At 72.8% G+C, this 15289-nt stretch carries 12 protein-coding genes and 2 pseudogenes; 4 read left to right on the plus strand and 10 right to left on the minus strand.

Annotated features, from left to right (window positions below):
* The first annotated feature begins 6 nt into the window (after positions 1-6).
* The gene (locus tag ACZ6I1_RS11185; RefSeq protein WP_469285736.1) at positions 7-2802 is read left to right on the plus strand and encodes a SpoIIE family protein phosphatase; all 2796 of its coding nucleotides are present in this window, start codon (positions 7-9) and stop codon (positions 2800-2802) included.
* A 25-nt stretch (positions 2803-2827) separates the two neighbouring features.
* Here ACZ6I1_RS11185 and ACZ6I1_RS11190 read toward each other — a convergent pair whose 3' ends face one another.
* From ACZ6I1_RS11190 to ACZ6I1_RS11200, 3 genes are all read right to left on the minus strand, one after another.
* On the minus strand, positions 2828-4909 hold the full coding sequence (locus ACZ6I1_RS11190) for a SpoIIE family protein phosphatase (protein ID WP_469285738.1): 2082 nt from the start codon (positions 4907-4909) through the stop codon (positions 2828-2830).
* 366 nt (positions 4910-5275) lie between these two features.
* Positions 5276-6496 carry an aromatic amino acid transaminase gene (locus ACZ6I1_RS11195; protein ID WP_469285740.1) on the minus strand — a complete coding sequence of 407 codons (1221 nt, stop codon included), beginning with the start codon at positions 6494-6496 and terminating at the stop codon, positions 5276-5278.
* Complete coding sequence (locus ACZ6I1_RS11200) at positions 6489-7493, minus strand: DMT family transporter (protein ID WP_469285742.1); 1005 nt, start codon at positions 7491-7493, stop codon at positions 6489-6491. Before ACZ6I1_RS11200 ends, ACZ6I1_RS11195 begins: the two co-directional genes overlap by 8 nt.
* A gap of 156 nt (positions 7494-7649) precedes the next feature.
* Between ACZ6I1_RS11200 and ACZ6I1_RS11205 the strand changes: the two genes are divergently transcribed.
* Positions 7650-8141, plus strand: a complete 492-nt coding sequence (locus ACZ6I1_RS11205; protein WP_469285744.1) for an Lrp/AsnC family transcriptional regulator — start codon at positions 7650-7652, stop codon at positions 8139-8141.
* Here ACZ6I1_RS11205 and ACZ6I1_RS11210 read toward each other — a convergent pair.
* The gene (locus ACZ6I1_RS11210) at positions 8127-8717 is read right to left on the minus strand and encodes an isochorismatase family protein (RefSeq protein ID WP_469285746.1); all 591 of its coding nucleotides are present in this window, start codon (positions 8715-8717) and stop codon (positions 8127-8129) included. The genes ACZ6I1_RS11205 and ACZ6I1_RS11210 overlap by 15 nt on opposite strands.
* A 148-nt stretch (positions 8718-8865) precedes the next feature.
* Here ACZ6I1_RS11210 and ACZ6I1_RS11215 point away from each other — a divergent pair, with 148 nt between their 5' ends.
* Positions 8866-9852 carry a GlxA family transcriptional regulator gene (locus tag ACZ6I1_RS11215; RefSeq protein ID WP_469285748.1) on the plus strand — a complete coding sequence of 329 codons (987 nt, stop codon included), beginning with the start codon at positions 8866-8868 and terminating at the stop codon, positions 9850-9852.
* Between the two features lie 7 nt (positions 9853-9859).
* Here ACZ6I1_RS11215 and ACZ6I1_RS11220 read toward each other — a convergent pair whose 3' ends face one another.
* The 4 genes from ACZ6I1_RS11220 to ACZ6I1_RS11235 form a co-directional block, all read right to left on the minus strand.
* Complete coding sequence (locus ACZ6I1_RS11220; RefSeq protein WP_469285750.1) at positions 9860-10378, minus strand: O-acetyl-ADP-ribose deacetylase; 519 nt, start codon at positions 10376-10378, stop codon at positions 9860-9862.
* Positions 10378-11796, minus strand: a complete 1419-nt coding sequence (locus ACZ6I1_RS11225; RefSeq protein WP_469285752.1) for a phytoene desaturase family protein — start codon at positions 11794-11796, stop codon at positions 10378-10380. The genes ACZ6I1_RS11220 and ACZ6I1_RS11225 overlap by 1 nt, the downstream gene beginning before the upstream one ends.
* A 271-nt stretch (positions 11797-12067) precedes the next feature.
* Positions 12068-12889, minus strand: a complete 822-nt coding sequence (locus ACZ6I1_RS11230) for an inositol monophosphatase family protein (RefSeq protein WP_469285754.1) — start codon at positions 12887-12889, stop codon at positions 12068-12070.
* 95 nt (positions 12890-12984) lie between these two features.
* Complete coding sequence (locus ACZ6I1_RS11235) at positions 12985-13821, minus strand: hypothetical protein (protein ID WP_469285756.1); 837 nt, start codon at positions 13819-13821, stop codon at positions 12985-12987.
* A gap of 299 nt (positions 13822-14120) precedes the next feature.
* On the opposite strand from ACZ6I1_RS11235, the gene ACZ6I1_RS11240 reads away from it, so the two are divergent.
* Positions 14121-14672 (plus strand): AAA family ATPase, encoded by a 552-nt coding sequence (locus ACZ6I1_RS11240; RefSeq protein ID WP_469285869.1) that lies wholly within the window; start codon positions 14121-14123, stop codon positions 14670-14672.
* A gap of 17 nt (positions 14673-14689) precedes the next feature.
* Here the strand turns inward: ACZ6I1_RS11240 and ACZ6I1_RS11245 are convergent.
* Both ACZ6I1_RS11245 and ACZ6I1_RS11250 read right to left on the minus strand, forming a co-directional pair.
* Positions 14690-15027 (minus strand): annotated as a pseudogene (locus ACZ6I1_RS11245) (cytosine permease); the annotation flags it as partial.
* Positions 15025-15261: pseudogene (locus tag ACZ6I1_RS11250) on the minus strand (LLM class flavin-dependent oxidoreductase); the annotation flags it as partial. The pseudogenes ACZ6I1_RS11245 and ACZ6I1_RS11250, both read right to left, overlap by 3 nt.
* Positions 15262-15289: the final 28 nt, after the last annotated feature.

Genomic DNA, 15289 nt, shown 5'->3' on the forward strand with positions numbered 1-15289 from the left:
GGGCTCATGACCGGACGTTTTGGTCGCTGGCCGACCGGGTGGGGCTCGCGCTTGTTCGCGCGCCTGTCCCGGTGGGGGCGGAGCGTCGCCGGTCAGGTCTTCGCCCTCCAGGCGGTGATCGTGCTGCTGCTGGCCACCGCGGCCGCGGTGGCCCTGGTGCTGCAGTCCCGGTACGACAGCCAGCGCGACGCCCGCAACCGTTCGCTGGCGGCTGCCGAGGCCTTCGCGCACGCGCCCGGACTGCCGGCGGCGCTGAAGGCACCGGATCCGACCGCCGTCCTCCAGCCGCTGGCCGACTCCGCCCGCCGGGCCTCCGGCGTCGACTTCATCGCCGTGATGCGCACGGACGGGCTCCGGTACACCGACTCGCGGCCCGAGCTGATCGGCCGCCGGGCCACGGGCGACCTCTCCCGGGCCGTCGCCGGGCAGTCCTTCACCGAGACGTTCACCGGAGAGCCCAGCGACGCGGTCCGGGCCGTCGTACCGGTCCGGGACGCCCAGGGCGCCGTGGTGGGCCTGGTCGGCACCGGCATCGAGGTGGAGAACGTGTCCGAGGTGGTCGAGGACCAGGTGCCGCTGCTCGTCGGCGCCGCGGCGGCCGCCCTGCTGCTCGGCACGGGCGGCTCCTTCCTGGTGAGCCGCCGGCTGCGGCGCCAGACCCACGGGCTGCGGGCGGACGAGATGGCCCGGATGAACGAGCACCACGAGGCCGTCCTGCACGCCGTCCGCGAGGGCGTGCTCATCATCGGGACCGACCACCGGCTGGTCCTCGCCAACGACGAGGCCCGCCGGCTCCTCGGCCTGGCGCCCGATGCCGAAGGGCGGCACGTTTCCGACCTCGGTCTCGACACCCGGACCACCGAGCTGCTCGCCTCGGGCCGGATCGCGACGGACGAGGTGCACCTGGCGGGCGACCGGCTGCTCGCGGTCAACGTGCGGCCCGCCAAACCGTACGGGGGCCAGTCCTCCGGCACCGTCATGACCCTGCGCGACTCCACCGAGCTCGCGGCGCTGTCCGGCCGGGCCGAGGTGGCCCGCGGGCGGCTCCAGCTGCTCTACGACGCCGGTGTGCGGATCGGTACCACCCTGGACGTGGTGCGGACCGCGGAGGAGCTGTCGGAGGTCGCCGTCCCCCGTTTCGCGGACTTCGTCACCGTGGAGCTGCTGGAGCCGGTGCTGCGCGGTGAGGAGCCCTCGTCGGCCGCCGGCGTGTACACCGAGATGCGGCGGGCGGCGATGAGCGGTGTCCGCGCCGACCAGCCGCTCCAGCCGGTCGGCGACATCATCCGGTTCGAGGTGCCGACGGCTCCGATGGCGGCCGCCCTGGACGCCGGGCAGGCCGTGCTCGCGCCGGACCTGCACGCCGCCATGGGCTGGCGGGCCCAGGACGCGCAAGGAACCAGGGAAGCCCTGGGCTACGGGCTGCACTCGCTGATCAGCGTGCCCCTCCAGGCGCGCGGCGTGGTCCTCGGCATGGCCAACTTCTGGCGGGCCCAGGACACCCCGGAGGCCTTCGACGAGGAGGACCGGTCCTTCGCGATGGAGCTCGCGGCGCGCGCGGCCGTCTCGATCGACAACGCCCGCCGTTTCACCCGTGAGCACGCGACGGCCGTGGCGCTCCAGCGCAGTCTGCTTCCCCGGGTGCTGCCGGACCTGACCGCCGTGGACGTCGCCTTCCGCTACCTGCCGGCGAAGGCGGGGGTCGGCGGGGACTGGTTCGACGTGATCCCGCTGCCCGGCGCCCGGGTGGCGCTGGTGGTCGGCGACGTCGTCGGCCACGGCGTGCACGCCGCGGCCACGATGGGCCGGCTGCGCACCGCCGTGCACAACTTCTCCACTCTGGACCTGCCGCCCGACGAGCTGCTCGGGCACCTGGACGAGCTGATCGACCGGATCGACCAGAGCGACACCGGCGGCGGTGAGGCCGAGGCGGACGAAGCCCTCGCGGAGACCGGGGAGGAGCCCGCCGGCATTACGGGTGCCACGTGCCTGTACGCGGTCTACGACCCGGTCTCGGGGCGGTGCGCGATGGCCAGCGCCGGGCACCCCGGGCCGGCGCTGATCCGCCCCGAGGGGGGCGTGGAGTTCCCGGAGCTGCCCACCGGGCTGCCGCTGGGGGTCGGCGGCATGCCCTTCGAGGCGACCGAGTTCCGGCTGCCCGTGGGGAGCCGGCTCGTACTGTTCACCGACGGTCTGGTGGAGGACCGCCGCCGCGACTTCGACAGCGGTCTGGCGCTGCTGCGGGAGTCGCTGTCCCGCTCCGGCCGCAGCCCCGACCAGGCCTGCTCGGACGTGCTGGCCGCGCTGCTCTCCCCGGTGCCGGACGACGACATCGCCCTGCTGATCGCCGACACCCGGCGGCTGGACGCGGACCGCATCGCGGAGTGGGACGTGCCGGTCGACGCCTCGGCCGTCTCCCGCGTGCGCAATGCCGGGGCGGCGCAGCTCGCCGCCTGGGGCCTGGAGGACGTCTCCTTCACCACGGAGCTGATCCTCAGCGAGCTGGTCACCAATGCCATCCGCTACGGGTCCGCGCCCATCCGGGTCCGCCTGCTGCGCGACCGCACGCTGATCTGCGAGGTCTCCGACGGCAGCAGTACCTCCCCGCACCTGCGGTACGCGGCCACGACCGACGAGGGCGGCCGCGGGCTGTTCCTCGTCGCGCAGTACGCCGACCGGTGGGGCGTGCGGTACACGGACCGGGGCAAGGTCATCTGGGCCGAGCTGCCGCTGACGGCGGGCACGGAGCCGCCGGCTCCCGCGCCGCTGGACCTGGACGCGCTGGAGGACCTGGCCTGGTGAGGGCGCGCCGTCGGACCGGGCGGCGTCACACGGGCCGGGTCGCCACCGCGCGGGTCCGGGCCAGGAGAACCGCGACGTCGTCCTGCGGGTCGCACGGCAGCAGCTGCTCCAGGATCGCGTCGCACAGCTCGCCGAGCGGCTGCCGCGCCTCCGTGAGGGCCCGTGCCAGCTGGTCCATGCCCTCGTCGAGGTCCCGGTCGCGGGCCTCGATCAGGCCGTCGGTGTAGAGCACGAGCAGGGTCCCCGGGGGCAGGCTCACCTCTTCGGTGCGGAAGTCCTGGCCGCCGGTGCCGAGGGGGGTTCCGGGCGGGCCGTGCAGGAAGGTGATGGCGCCGTCGGCTCCGACGACGGCCGGCGGCGGGTGGCCGGCGCGGGCGATCACACAGCCGCCGGACGCCGGGTCGTGGACGGCGTACACACAGGTGGCCATCTCGTCCTCGCCGAGGTCGGCCACCACGGCGTCGAGCGAGCGGAGCATCTGCTCCGGGGGCACGTCGAGGCGCGCGAGGGTCCGTACCGCCGTGCGCAGCTGCCCCATGACGGCCGCGGCGTGGATCCCGTGGCCCATGACGTCGCCGATCACCAGACCGGTCCGGCCGCCGGGCAGCTGGATGACGTCGAACCAGTCCCCGCCCACGTCGTGGTCGCTGGCGGGCAGGTAGCGCCCGGTCAGTTCGAGACCGGCGACCCGGGGGAGCTCGCTGTTGGTGAGGCTGCGCTGGAGGGTGAGGGCGGCCTGCCGCTGGCGGGTGTACATCCGGGCGTTGTCGATGTTGAGGGCGGCGCGGGCGACCAGCTCGTCGACGAGTACGCGGTCCTCGTCGTCGAAGGGCTCGCGCTCGCGCAGCCGGGTCACCGCGACCGCGCCGAGCACCTGCCCGCGGGCGACCAGCGGGATCATCCGGGCGGAGCCCAGGGTGGCGAGGTAGGTGCGCAGGGCGTCGGCGCGCGGGTCGGTGATCAGGGCCGGGACGTCGGCTGCGTACAGGTTCATCGGCCGGCCTTCGGCGATGACCCGCTCGTAGACGCTGTCCGGGGGGATCTGGAAGGTCTGGCCGGCCTGGAGCTTCGCGGTGGGCGCGGTCGGGTCGGGGAAGGCGGCCGCCAGCCGGCGCATCACGCCGCGGGTGGAGGCCGCGGCGGCCGGGGCCTCGTCCGGGCCCAGGACCGATTCGAGGAGCTGTACGTCGGCCGAGTCCGCGAGCTGCGGTACCAGCAGGTCCACGATCTCCTGGGCGGTCTGGTGGAGGTCCAGGGTGGTGCCGATGCGGGTGCCGGCCTCCGCCAGGAGGGCGAACCGGTGCCGGGCCCGTTCGGCTTCGGCCTGGGCCCGCTGTCCGTCGGTGATGTCGATGAGGGAGGCGATCAGGCCCAGCGGCCGCCCCGAGCCGTCGAGCAGCGGGGCGTAGGAGCAGGACCAGGTCCGGTCGTGGTCGGGGTCGGCGGCGGTGCGTCCGGTGCGGCGGACGTCGACGACGGCCGTGCCCCGTTCGAGGACCTGGCGCATGGTGGCCTCGAGGACGGTGGCGTTGACCCCCGGGACCACCTCGGTGAGCCGTTTGCCGAGGTGTGCGGCGGCGGGGACGCCGTTCATCCGGGCCAGGGCGTCGTTCACGCGCAGGAAGCGCAGGTCGGTGCCCAGGGTGGCGAGGCCGATCGGCGACTGGGTGAACAGGCTCTGCAGGGCGGCGAGCGAGTCCCGCATGTGGAGGACCTCGGAGGTCTCCACGGCGATGAGCATGGCCCCCGTACGCCCCTGCGGGTCGGCGGCGGGCACGATCCACATCTCCATCACGACGCGGTGGCCGTCGCGGTGGCGCACGGGGAGGGTGCCGACGACGGTCTCGCCCGCCTGGACCCGGCGGGTCAGGTCGTCGGCGAGTCCGCGGTTGGCCTCGGGGACGAGGACGGAGCTGCCGGGGCGGCCGAGGATGTCCTCGGGGCGGTGTCCGAGCAGGTCCTGGGCGGCGAGCGACCATTCGACGATGCGGCCGTCCGCGTCCTCGCGCCACAGGGCGATCGGCAGGAGCTCGCGGAGCACGCCCGCGTACCCGACGGCTGCGACCGGCGGGTCCGGCACTTCGCTCGTCGACTGGTAAGTGTCCACCGCACCGACCTCACCCCGGGGGGCCTGATTCCTACCGGTTCACCCTATCCGAGGGCTTGCCGGGTGGCTCTGTGTCCGGCAGGAAGAGCCGGACAGCCGGGGGCGGTCGGCGGGAAGCAGGGTCTTGACTGGGTGGAAATAGGGAGGAAACTCGTGATTACACCGGAACACCGGAAAGAGCCGCACCTCCCTCAGGAGACGTCCAGAGGCCCGCGTGACCCTTGTCCAGGCTCTGGCCAGGCCCCCGGCAGATCTCCGCGGTCCACGGGAGCCATCGGCGACGGCGGATGGCTCATGGAATCGGCGGGACTGCCGGGGACTGCCCTGTTCGGACGGGGTTGCCCCGGGGAATCCGGCGGGCTCGTCCTAGCGGGCGAGGCCTTCGAGGGGCCGCGGCGCGTGCGCGGTGTCCAGGACCGCGGCGACGGCCTGGGCGAGCCGTGGGATCCGGTGCCCGGGTATCCCGGCGATGTTGATCCGGCCCGAGGTGGTGCCGTAGACGGCGTGCCCGTGGCGCAGTTCGAGCATCTGCTCCGCGGTGAGCGGCAGCATCGAGAACATGCCCTTCTGGCGGTCGAGCGACCGGGCCTGCGCGTCATGGCCCAGGGCGCTCAGATGGGTCGTCAGGTCGGTCCGGTTGGCGGTGATCCGGCCCCGCATGACCTCCAGTTCCGCCCGCCACAGCGACCGCAGCCCGTCGTCCTCCAGGATCGTCGCCACGACGGCCGCGCCGTGCTCGGGCGGCATCGAGTACAGCGTCCGGGCGGCGTTCTGCAGGGCCGTCTCGGCGTGCCCCAGGGCCCGGGCGGACGTGCCGAGGACGATGGCGCAGCCGGTGCGGTCGCTGTAGAGCCCGAAGTTCTTCGAACAGCTGACGGCGATCAGCATCTCGGGCACCCGTGCGGCCAGGATGCGCGTGGGCAGCAGGTCGGCCTCCAGGCCGTCGCCGAGCCCGTGGTAGGCGAGGTCGACGAACGGAACCCAGCCGTCGCGCACGGCGCGTTCGGCCAGCGCCTCCCAGGCGTCCAGCGTGGGGTCGGCTCCGGTCGGGTTGTGGCAGCAGCCCTGGAGCAGGACCACGTCGTCGCGCCGCGCCGCGCTCAGTTCCCGCAGGACGCCCTCGGTGTCGAAGCCGCCCTCGGCGTCGCGCCAGCCGAACGTACGGACCTCGAGCCCGGCGGCCTCCAGGATGGGCCGGTGGTTGACGTAGGCCGGATCGCTGATCCACACCGTGGTGCCCGGGCGGGTGCGGCGGATCAGGTCGGCCAGCAGCCGCAGCGCGCCGGAGCCGGCGACGGTCTGCACGGTCACGGCCCGGCCGGCCGGCGCCTCGGGCCCCAGGACCATCGCCTGCATGGCGCGGTTGAAGGCGGTGCTGCCGGAGAGCCCCCGGTACTCCTTGGACTCGGCCCGTTCCGCCAGGCGGATCTCCGCCTCGCGGACGGCCGCCATCACGGGGGTGCGGCCCGTGTGGTCCCGGTAGACGCCGAGGACGAGGTTGAGGCGTTCGGGCCGCTCGTCGGCGGAGAACTCGGCGGTCAGGTCCCACAGCGGGTCGGTGGGCGGCGGCGGGAGGAGCTCAAGCATGGGCGGGAACCTTGGGTCGGGGGCGTCGGTTGGCGAGGACGACGCCGGCGGTGATGAGGGGGACGCCGACGAGTACGGCGATGCCGGGGGTCTCCCCGAGCAGGGGGATGGCCAGCAGGACGACGGCCACGGGGCTGAGGCTGCCGCCGATGGAGCTGCGCTCCGCGCCGAGCCTGCGGATGGCGACCGCGTACAGCAGACCGGCGCAGAGGCCGACTCCGAGCCCCTGCACGACGAGGAACAGGGCGATGTCGGCGCCCGCGGCGTGCGCGAGGCCGGTCGGGAGCACACCGGTCAGGACCAGGACCCCGATGATCGCGAAGGAGGGCAGGCACAGCAGGCCGATCGACCCGACGGGGTCGAGGGCGACGTCGCGCAGGCCCACCGTGTACAGGGCCCACAGGCCGCTGGCCACCAGGAGCGTGCCGGCCCCCTCCAGGACGTCGGCGTCCACCGGGACGACGTAGCGCCAGACCAGGGCGGCCACGCCGACCGCGATCAGCGCGAGCCCGGCCGCCTGCGTTCCCTTCGGGGCGCCGTGCCCGCGGGCGGCCATCAGCGCGGAGACGAACAGCGGGACCATCCCGGGGACGATCGAGCCCACGAACGCCGCCGAGGTCAGGGAGCCTCCGTGCATGGCCGCCAGGAAGAACGGCACCCCGGCCCCGCAGACGATCTTCAGGGCGGGGCCCGGCCGGACCGCCGCGATGCTGTGGCGGCGCCGCCACAGCGCGGGGAGCAGGACGACGAGCGGGACGCCGAAGCGCAGCAGTGCGGCGTCGGCCGGCAGCAGGGTCGAGGTGCTCAGGGCCCGGGCGCTGAGCGCGAAGGCGGCCCAGATGGACACGGTCACCAGCAGGGCCAGGACGCCCTCGGTCTGCGGGGAGAGCCCGCGCCGGCTGGGGGTCCCCCCGGCGGTGGCCGGGGGCAGGGGTCCGGCCGGCGGGCCCTCCGTGTGGGGAGGCGCGGTCGCCCCGGTGATGTGCGTTGCGACCACGTCGTTGCTCCAGCCGTACGAGACCGGACCGGTCTGGTCCGTTCCCGGGCAACGGTAGGGCTTAGGCCGGGGCAGCCGATTGCCAGTTCTGCCCGTCGGACATACGTTTGGGGCAGGATCTGCCAAGAACCGCCGAGGATCCGCCGAGGAGTGACCGTGGACGCAGTCGATCTGCAGATCATCCGGGAATTGCAGGCCGACGGGCGGCTGTCCAACCAGGACCTGGCCGACCGCGTCCGGCTCTCCCCCTCGCCCTGTCTGCGCCGGGTGCGGCGCCTGGAGGAGGCGGGCCTGATCCGCGGCTACACGGCCATGGTCGACCAGGTCGCCTTCGGGCTCCCGGTGACCGTCTTCGTCCGGATCCGGCTGGAGCGGCACACGGCGGAGGCGGTCCGGCTCTTCGAGGAGCACGTGGCGGTCATCGAGCACATCCAGGACTGCTACCTGATGGCGGGCAGCAGCGACTACCTGCTGCGGGTGGTCATCGAGGACCTGGAGGCGTACGAGGCCCTGGTGCGCCACCGGATCCACGCCATCCCCGGCATCGCCTCGATCGAGTCGAGCTTCGCGTACGGCAGCGTGAAGCAGTCCCGTACGTACCCCCGCCCCTCCCCCCGGTCCTCACCGCGGCCCTCAGCCCAGCGATGAACCGGACGGGACGACGACCCCGTACAGATCGGCGATCGTCGCGAGCGCGGCCTGGTGGATCTGTACGGCGGGCAGGTCGGCGACCGCCGTGCACAGGGGCCGGGTCGCGCAGGCGTCGGCGACCACGGTGGGCCGGTTGCCGCGCAGGAACGCGCCTTCCGCGGTGAAGGTCACGCACATGTGGGTCATGAAGCCGATGACGATGACGTCCTTGTTGCCGGCGGCGTCGACGTGTTCGCCCAGGTCGGTGTCGACGAAGGCGTTGGGAACCGTCTTGACCACGACGGTCTCCCCCTCGACGGGAGCCACGCTCGGGTGGATCCGGCCGATCTCGGCCCGGATGTCGTACGGGGTCCCCGGGCCGCCGTCGTTCACGACGTGGATGACCTTCGTGCCGGCCTCCCGGGCCCTGGCCAGCAGCGCGGCTGCGGAGTCGAGGGCGGCCCGCCAGCCCGTCAGCTCCATCACGCCGCGGGTGTAGGTGTTCTGGTAGTCGACCAGGATCAGCGTCGCACCGGCCAGCGGGGCCGGAGTCGGGTCGAAGCCGTTGAGCTCGCGCAGGGTGGTCGAAGGCATGGGAATACCGTCCTCGGAAGTTGTGCGGAAGGGTCCGGGCCACTTGCTCGGTGGCCGCGTATGGAACGCTATGACCCACCCAGCGTGTCGGCAATGTCATCCGACTTGCAGATACCGACATCCCGCAGGGCCGCCGAAGGGACACCAGTTGAGCCCCGTCACCCGATTCGTCGTCATCGTCCTCTTCGACGGCGTCGACCTGCTGGACGTCACCGGACCGCCGGAGGTGTTCGCCCTGCTGCGACGCGAGGCCGGCGGGACCGCGGGCTACGAGGTCGTCCTGGCCGCCGAGACCATGGACCCCGTCACCACCTCCGCCGGGGTCCGCATCCTTCCCGACACGACCTTCCAGGAGGTCGGGGGGAGGAGCATCGACACCCTCCTGGTGCCGGGCGCGGTCGAGACCGACGGCGGGGGCCGCGTGCGCGCCGTGACCGATCCCGCCGTCGTCAGCCGGGTGAAGGCCCTCGCCGGGCGGGCCCGGCGCGTGGCCTCGGTGTGTGTGGGAGCCCACATCCTCGCGGACGCCGGGCTCCTGGACGGCAAGCGCGCCACCACCCACTGGTCCACCGCGCGGCAACTCGCCGCCGAGCACCCCGCGGTCGAGGTCGACGCCGATCCGATCTTCATCCGCGATCAGGACGTGTGGACGGGCGCGGGCATCAGCGCCTGCCTCGACCTGTCGCTGGCCCTGGTGGCCGACGACTTCGGGGAGGCCCTCGCGCTCCGCATCGCCCGCCAGCTGGTGATGTACCTGAAGCGGCCGGGCGGGCAGAGCCAGTTCAGCGTCCCGCTCGAGCCCGTCTCGACGACGCGCCGCGTCGAGGACCTGCGCCACCACATCACGCGCCACATCGCCGACCCGCTCACGGTCACCGACCTCGCCGCGCACGCCCATGTGAGCGAACGCCAGTTGACCCGGATCTTCAAGGCGGAACTGGGCATGACCCCGGCGGCCTACATCGAATCGGCCCGTGTCGAAGTCGCGCGCAACCAACTGGAATCGACGGACGCCACCCTCGAACGCATCGCGTCCGCCTCCGGCTTCAACACCACCGACACCCTCATCCGCGCGTTCCGCCGACAGCTCGACACGACCCCGACGGAATACCGCAACCGCTTCCGGTCGCCCTAAGCCGTCTCTAACGCGCGGCTTCGACGGCCGCCGCGAAGGCGGCGTAGGCCTGGTCGTCGAAGAGGACGAAGCGGACCTCGTCCACCTCGGTCCGGGTGGTCCGTACGGTCTCCACGGCGATCCGCGCGCCGTCGTCCATGGGCCACCCGTAGATCCCGGTGGAGATGGCCGGGAAGGCGACCGTACGGGCCCCCAGCTCGTCGGCGACGCGCAGGGATTCCCGGTAGCAGGAGGCCAGCAGCTCCGACCGGTCGTCCTCCCGCGACCAGACCGGGCCGACGGTGTGGATGACGTGCTGCGCGGGGAGCCGGCCGGCGGTGGTGGCGACGGCCTTGCCCGTCGGCAGGCCCTTGCCGTAGTGCGAGCGGCGCAGGTCCTCGCAGGCGGCGAGGATCTCCGGGCCGCCGCGCCGGTGGATGGCGCCGTCGACCCCGCCGCCGCCGAGGAGGGAGGAGTTGGCGGCGTTGACGATCGCGTCGGCCTTCTCGGCGGTGATGTCGCCGCGGACCAGGGTGATGCGGACCATCAGGCGTCCTTTCGCAGGTGGCGCCACACGGCCTTGGCGGCGTTGTGGCCGGACATCCCGTGCACGCCGGGGCCGGGCGGGGTGGCCGAGGAGCACAGGAAGACCGCGGGGTGGGCCGTCGTGTACGGGAACAGCGTGATCTTGGGGCGCAGCAGGAGCTGGAGTCCCGAGGCGGCGCCGCAGGCGATGTCCCCGCCGACGTAGTTGGGGTTGCGGGCGGCGAGCTCGGGCGGGCCGGCCGTGGCGCGGGCCAGGACCAGGTCGCGGAAGCCCGGTGCGAAGCGCTCCAGTTGGCGCTCGACGGCGTCGGTGAGGTCGCCGTGCCAGCCCTTGGGGACGTGGCCGTACGCCCAGAACACGTGCTTGCCCTCGGGTGCGCGGCCGGGGTCGACGAGGCTGGGCTGGGAGGTGATGAGGAAGGGGGTACGGGGGGCCCGGCCGCCGGAGGCCAGTTGCAGGGCGGCGTCGATGTCGCGGGTGCGCGGGCCGATCTGGACGGTCCCGGCCCGGCGCGGTTCCTCGGCGGTCCACGGGACGGGGCCGTCGAGGGCGTAGTCGATCTTGTAGACGGCGGCGCCGTACCGGTAGCCGTCGTAGGCGCGGCCCAGGCGGGCGATGCGGGCCAGCGCGGTCGGCGAGGTGTCGAAGACGTAGGCGCGGGCGGGCGGGAGGTCGTCGAGCCGTTTGACCTCGAAGCCGGTGTGGACGGCGGCGCCGAGGTCGCGGAGGTACGCCGCGAGGGCGTCGGAGATCGACTGCGAGCCGCCGCGCGGCATGGGCCAGCCGTTCGCGTGCGCGGCCAGCGCGAAGACGAGGCCGATGGCGCTGGTGGCGATCCCGTCGAGCGGGGCGATGACGTGCGCCACCAGCCCGGCGAACAGCGCGCGGGCCCGCTCGTCGTGGAAGCGGCGCAGGAGCCAGGTCGAGGGCGGCATCCCGGCGAGCCCGAAACGGGCCAGGGTGAGGGGGTCGCGGGGCAGCGCGGTGCTGGGCAGTGACATGAAGTCCCGGGCCAGGGTGTCCCACTTGCCGAGGAACGGCTCGACGAGGCGCCGGTACGCGCCGGCGTCGCGGGGCCCGAAGGACGCCGCCGTCTCGGCGACCGAGCGGGACAGGACCGCTGCCGTGCCGTCGTCGAAGGGGTGCGCCATGGGCAGCGGCGGGTGCAGCCACTCCAGCCCGTACTGCTTCAGCGGCATCGTCGCGAAGACCGGCGAGCCCACGCCGAGCGGGTGCACCGCCGAGCAGGGGTCGTGTCGGAAGCCGGGGAGGGTGAGCTCCTCGGTCCGGGCCCCGCCGCCGACCGTGTCCGCGGCTTCGAAGAGGGCCACCGAAAAGCCCCGCCGGGCGAGTTCCACGGCGGCCGTGAGCCCGTTGGGCCCCGCCCCCACCACGACCGCATCGAGAATCGACGGCACTTGCGACTCCTTCGTCCGGCGGCGCCACCGCCCCCAGGATATTCCGGCTCGCCGCGGGCCCGGCCGGTCTCTTCCCGATCGTGCCCGACCCGCGTCGGAAGAGACGCCTAGGGGGTGTCTGACGGAGGTCCGAGGCGTCGCGATGCCCGGCACGCACTCTCGCCGCACCGGCCGAAAGCCCACGTACGTCCAGTACGCGGGCATCCGGCCGGCACGCCGAGAGCACGCACCGGACACCGCTCCTTCACCACGGACCTCCGTCAGACACCCCCTAGCCCCGCAGCAGGTCGCGGATGCGGACCGCGGTGGCCTCGTCCCGTCCGACGGCGAACGGCAGCGCGTTGTCCCGGTCCACCCGGAAGGGGATCCCTTCGACGGTGCTCTGCGCCCCGCCGGCCTCCGCGACCAGCAGCAGCCCGGCCGCGTGGTCCCAGGCCGAGGGCCAGGTGAACGCGAGGCCGTCCATCTCGCCGCGGGCCACCTTCAGGTACTCCAGGCCGGCCGATCCGCAGGGCCTGGCCGCCACGCCGGGCACGTCCAGCCGGCCGAGGGTCCGCTTGTCCTCTTCGGAGGTGTACAGCGGGTGCGCCATGGCGACCCGCAGGTCGGCGCCCGGCTCGGGCGAGCCGCTGCGGATCCGCTCTCCGTTGACGTACGCGCCCTGCCCGCGCACGGCGGTCGCCAGCTCCTCCAGGGCCGGGGCGAAGGTCCAGGAGGCGAGGATCTCCCCGCGGTGGGCCAGCGCCACGAGGGTGCAGAAGCCCGGCTCGCCGGAGACGAACTGGCGGGTGCCGTCGACCGGGTCCACGATCCACACCGGGGCGTCGGCGCGCAGCGCCCCGTACACGTTCGGGTCGGCGTGCACGGCCTCCTCGCCCACCACGGCCGAGCCGGGGAGCAGCCGCTGGAGGGAGGCGGTGAGGTGTTCCTCGGCCTTGCGGTCGGCGACCGTCACCAGGTCGTGCGGGCCGCTCTTCTCGTCGACCTCGTGCTCGGCGAGCTGCCGGAATCGCGGCATGATCTCGATCGCCGCCGCCTTGCGGACGGCCTCTTCCACGTCGGACAGGCCATGGGTAAGGAACTCATCGATCATGCACCCATCACATCACGTCCGACCGGCAAACCCCACCGACAATCTCCGACGGACGGCCGGACTCCCGATGTACCGGGGGTGAACCGGGCCGCGGCTCAAAGGCGCGGCAGCAGGGCGGTGAGCGGGAGCGCGGTCGCGTCTTCAGGGGGGCGCGACAGGTGCAGCGTCGTGTGGAAGTAGCCGTCGGTCTCCTTCCCGTGCGGGTCATCGCCGGCCGCGGTGACCGCTTGGACGGCGTATCGCTGTTCGTCCGCGTCCGTGAAGCGTCGTTGCCGGAACGTGTGCGTGGTGGTCCTCTCGGTGACCAGGCCCTTCGCAGCCAGGCATGCGGCAATCGACTCGTACGAGGTGGTCCGCAGGACGAAGGCCGCGACCCATACCGGGCCCTGGGTACAGGCCAGGATCGGTTGGAAGGTGCGGGGGGACAGGAAGGTGGCCCCTCCGGTGATCGTGATCAGCCGGGTCTGCCGAGCGGCGCGAAGCAGGGACGGAGAAGGAGGCGCGGTTTCGAGGTTCTCGGCGAAACCTTGTTCCAGGAGACCGACCTCGCACGCGTAGGAGATGGCGTTCTTGGACATGTCCAATCCGATCACCCGGGCCGGCTCACGGCGCCGACGGGCCGCGTAGTAGCTGCGGTCCCATGCGATCAGTTCGGCTGTGGTGAGCGCGGCCGCCTGCGGCGACGTGTAGTGGGCATAGAGGTCGTCCAGTGTCACCTCATGGTTGAGGAGGGCGGCGTTGATGCCGTAGGAGCAGCAGATGTCCAGCACGGTCACCGGTCGTTCCGCCGCGCGGGCCGTCTGCGTGCGGGCGGCAACCGCCCGCCGGAAGACGCTCTGTCCGTGATGGGGTGCCCGGTATTCCAGTGGACCCAATGACCGGAAATAGGCCCGAGGATCCGGCTGATCGTAGATGTCGTCGAACGCGGTCATACCCTCCGGGACGGGGATCCCCGACGTCTGCGGGCCGCCGGCAGCGTCGTTCCCCTGTCCCCTGTTCCCCATCCCGCTCATTCCGGTCCTCCTCGTACAGCTCAGGTCCGCTGTCGATCAGAGTCGGTGACCCCGGGCGGTACGGGAAGAAGGCAGGCAGGAATCCAGCCACACGCTGCAACAGACTCTCTTCCGTGACGACCACGCCTGAGCGAGTACCGGCACGGGCCGACCGATCGATGACGCCTGTGCGCACGGATATCGGCTCGCGGGAGGTCGCCGACTGGCACGCTGCATGCATGAAGCACGCGGAAGTACTGCTCATCGGGGGACGGGCCGGTGTCGGCAAGACGACGGTGGGGTGGGAGGTTTCGGCGCAGCTGCGCGCCGCGGTGGTCTCCCATGCGGTCATCGAGGGTGACTTCATGGGGCAGGTGCATCCGGCACCAGAGGGGGACCCCCACCGTTCGGAGATCACCGAGAGGAACCTGACGGCCGTGTGGGAAAACTTCGCCCGGCTCGGCTACCGCCGTCTGATCTACACGAACACGGCAAGCGTGCTGCCCGAGGCGACCGGCATGTTCGAGCGTGCCATGGGCGAGGACGTGCGCATCACGCGGGTCTTGCTCACTGCTTCCGACGCCACCGCCCGCGAGCGGCTGGTCGGCAGGGAACTCGGCTCGGAGCTGGAGCAGGAGTGGGAAGGCAGTGTCCGTAAGGCACTGCTTCTGGACCAGAGGGCCTCCGAGGGGACCGTGCGGGTGGTGACAGACGGACGGCCTGTCGTGGACATCGCGCGCGAGGTGGTGGCCGCCACCGGCTGGGCCGAGCAGCATGCCGCCCGCTGCTGACGATCGCACCCCCGGGCTCAGGAGACGTTCGAGGTCCTGACGAGTGACGCACCCAGTCCGACGGCCCAACCGTAGTCGGCGAGCGGTTTGAGGAAGGCGATGAGGCCGTCCGCCGGGAAGGGCCCTCGCCCGAGGCCGAATGCGAGCCGCCGACGGCGAAGGCCAGGACCGCGGCCGGGTTCCAACCGCCCTTGTACCAGTAAGGGCCGCCGGGCCGGTGCAGCCCGGCCAGGCCGAGTACGGTGCGGCGGATGATCCAGTAGTCGGCGATGAGGAGGCCGGCCACCGTGCCGAGGAGGCCGCCCACCAGGCCGGGGATCAGCGCGCCGGTACGGAAGTTGATCAGTCGGGGAGCGGCGATCACCTCCCAGGTGCGGGTCTCCCGGGTTGGTCACCATCGGTCCGATGTGCATCTTCTGCGTGGAGGACAGGATCTGGCTGTAGATGACGAACGGCTCCTGCCACAGGACAGCCGAGTCGAAGGTCCAGCCGTACCGGAAGCCGTTGCGTTCGGCGTGCTTCATCAGCTGACGACCTGGGAGGCGGGCGGGTCGGTTTGGAGTAACGAAACGAACCGGGCTGCGCTCACCGGCTGCGACCAGAAGCCGAACCTGAAC

It is taken from the genome of Streptomyces sp. NPDC046303 (genome assembly GCF_055588085.1).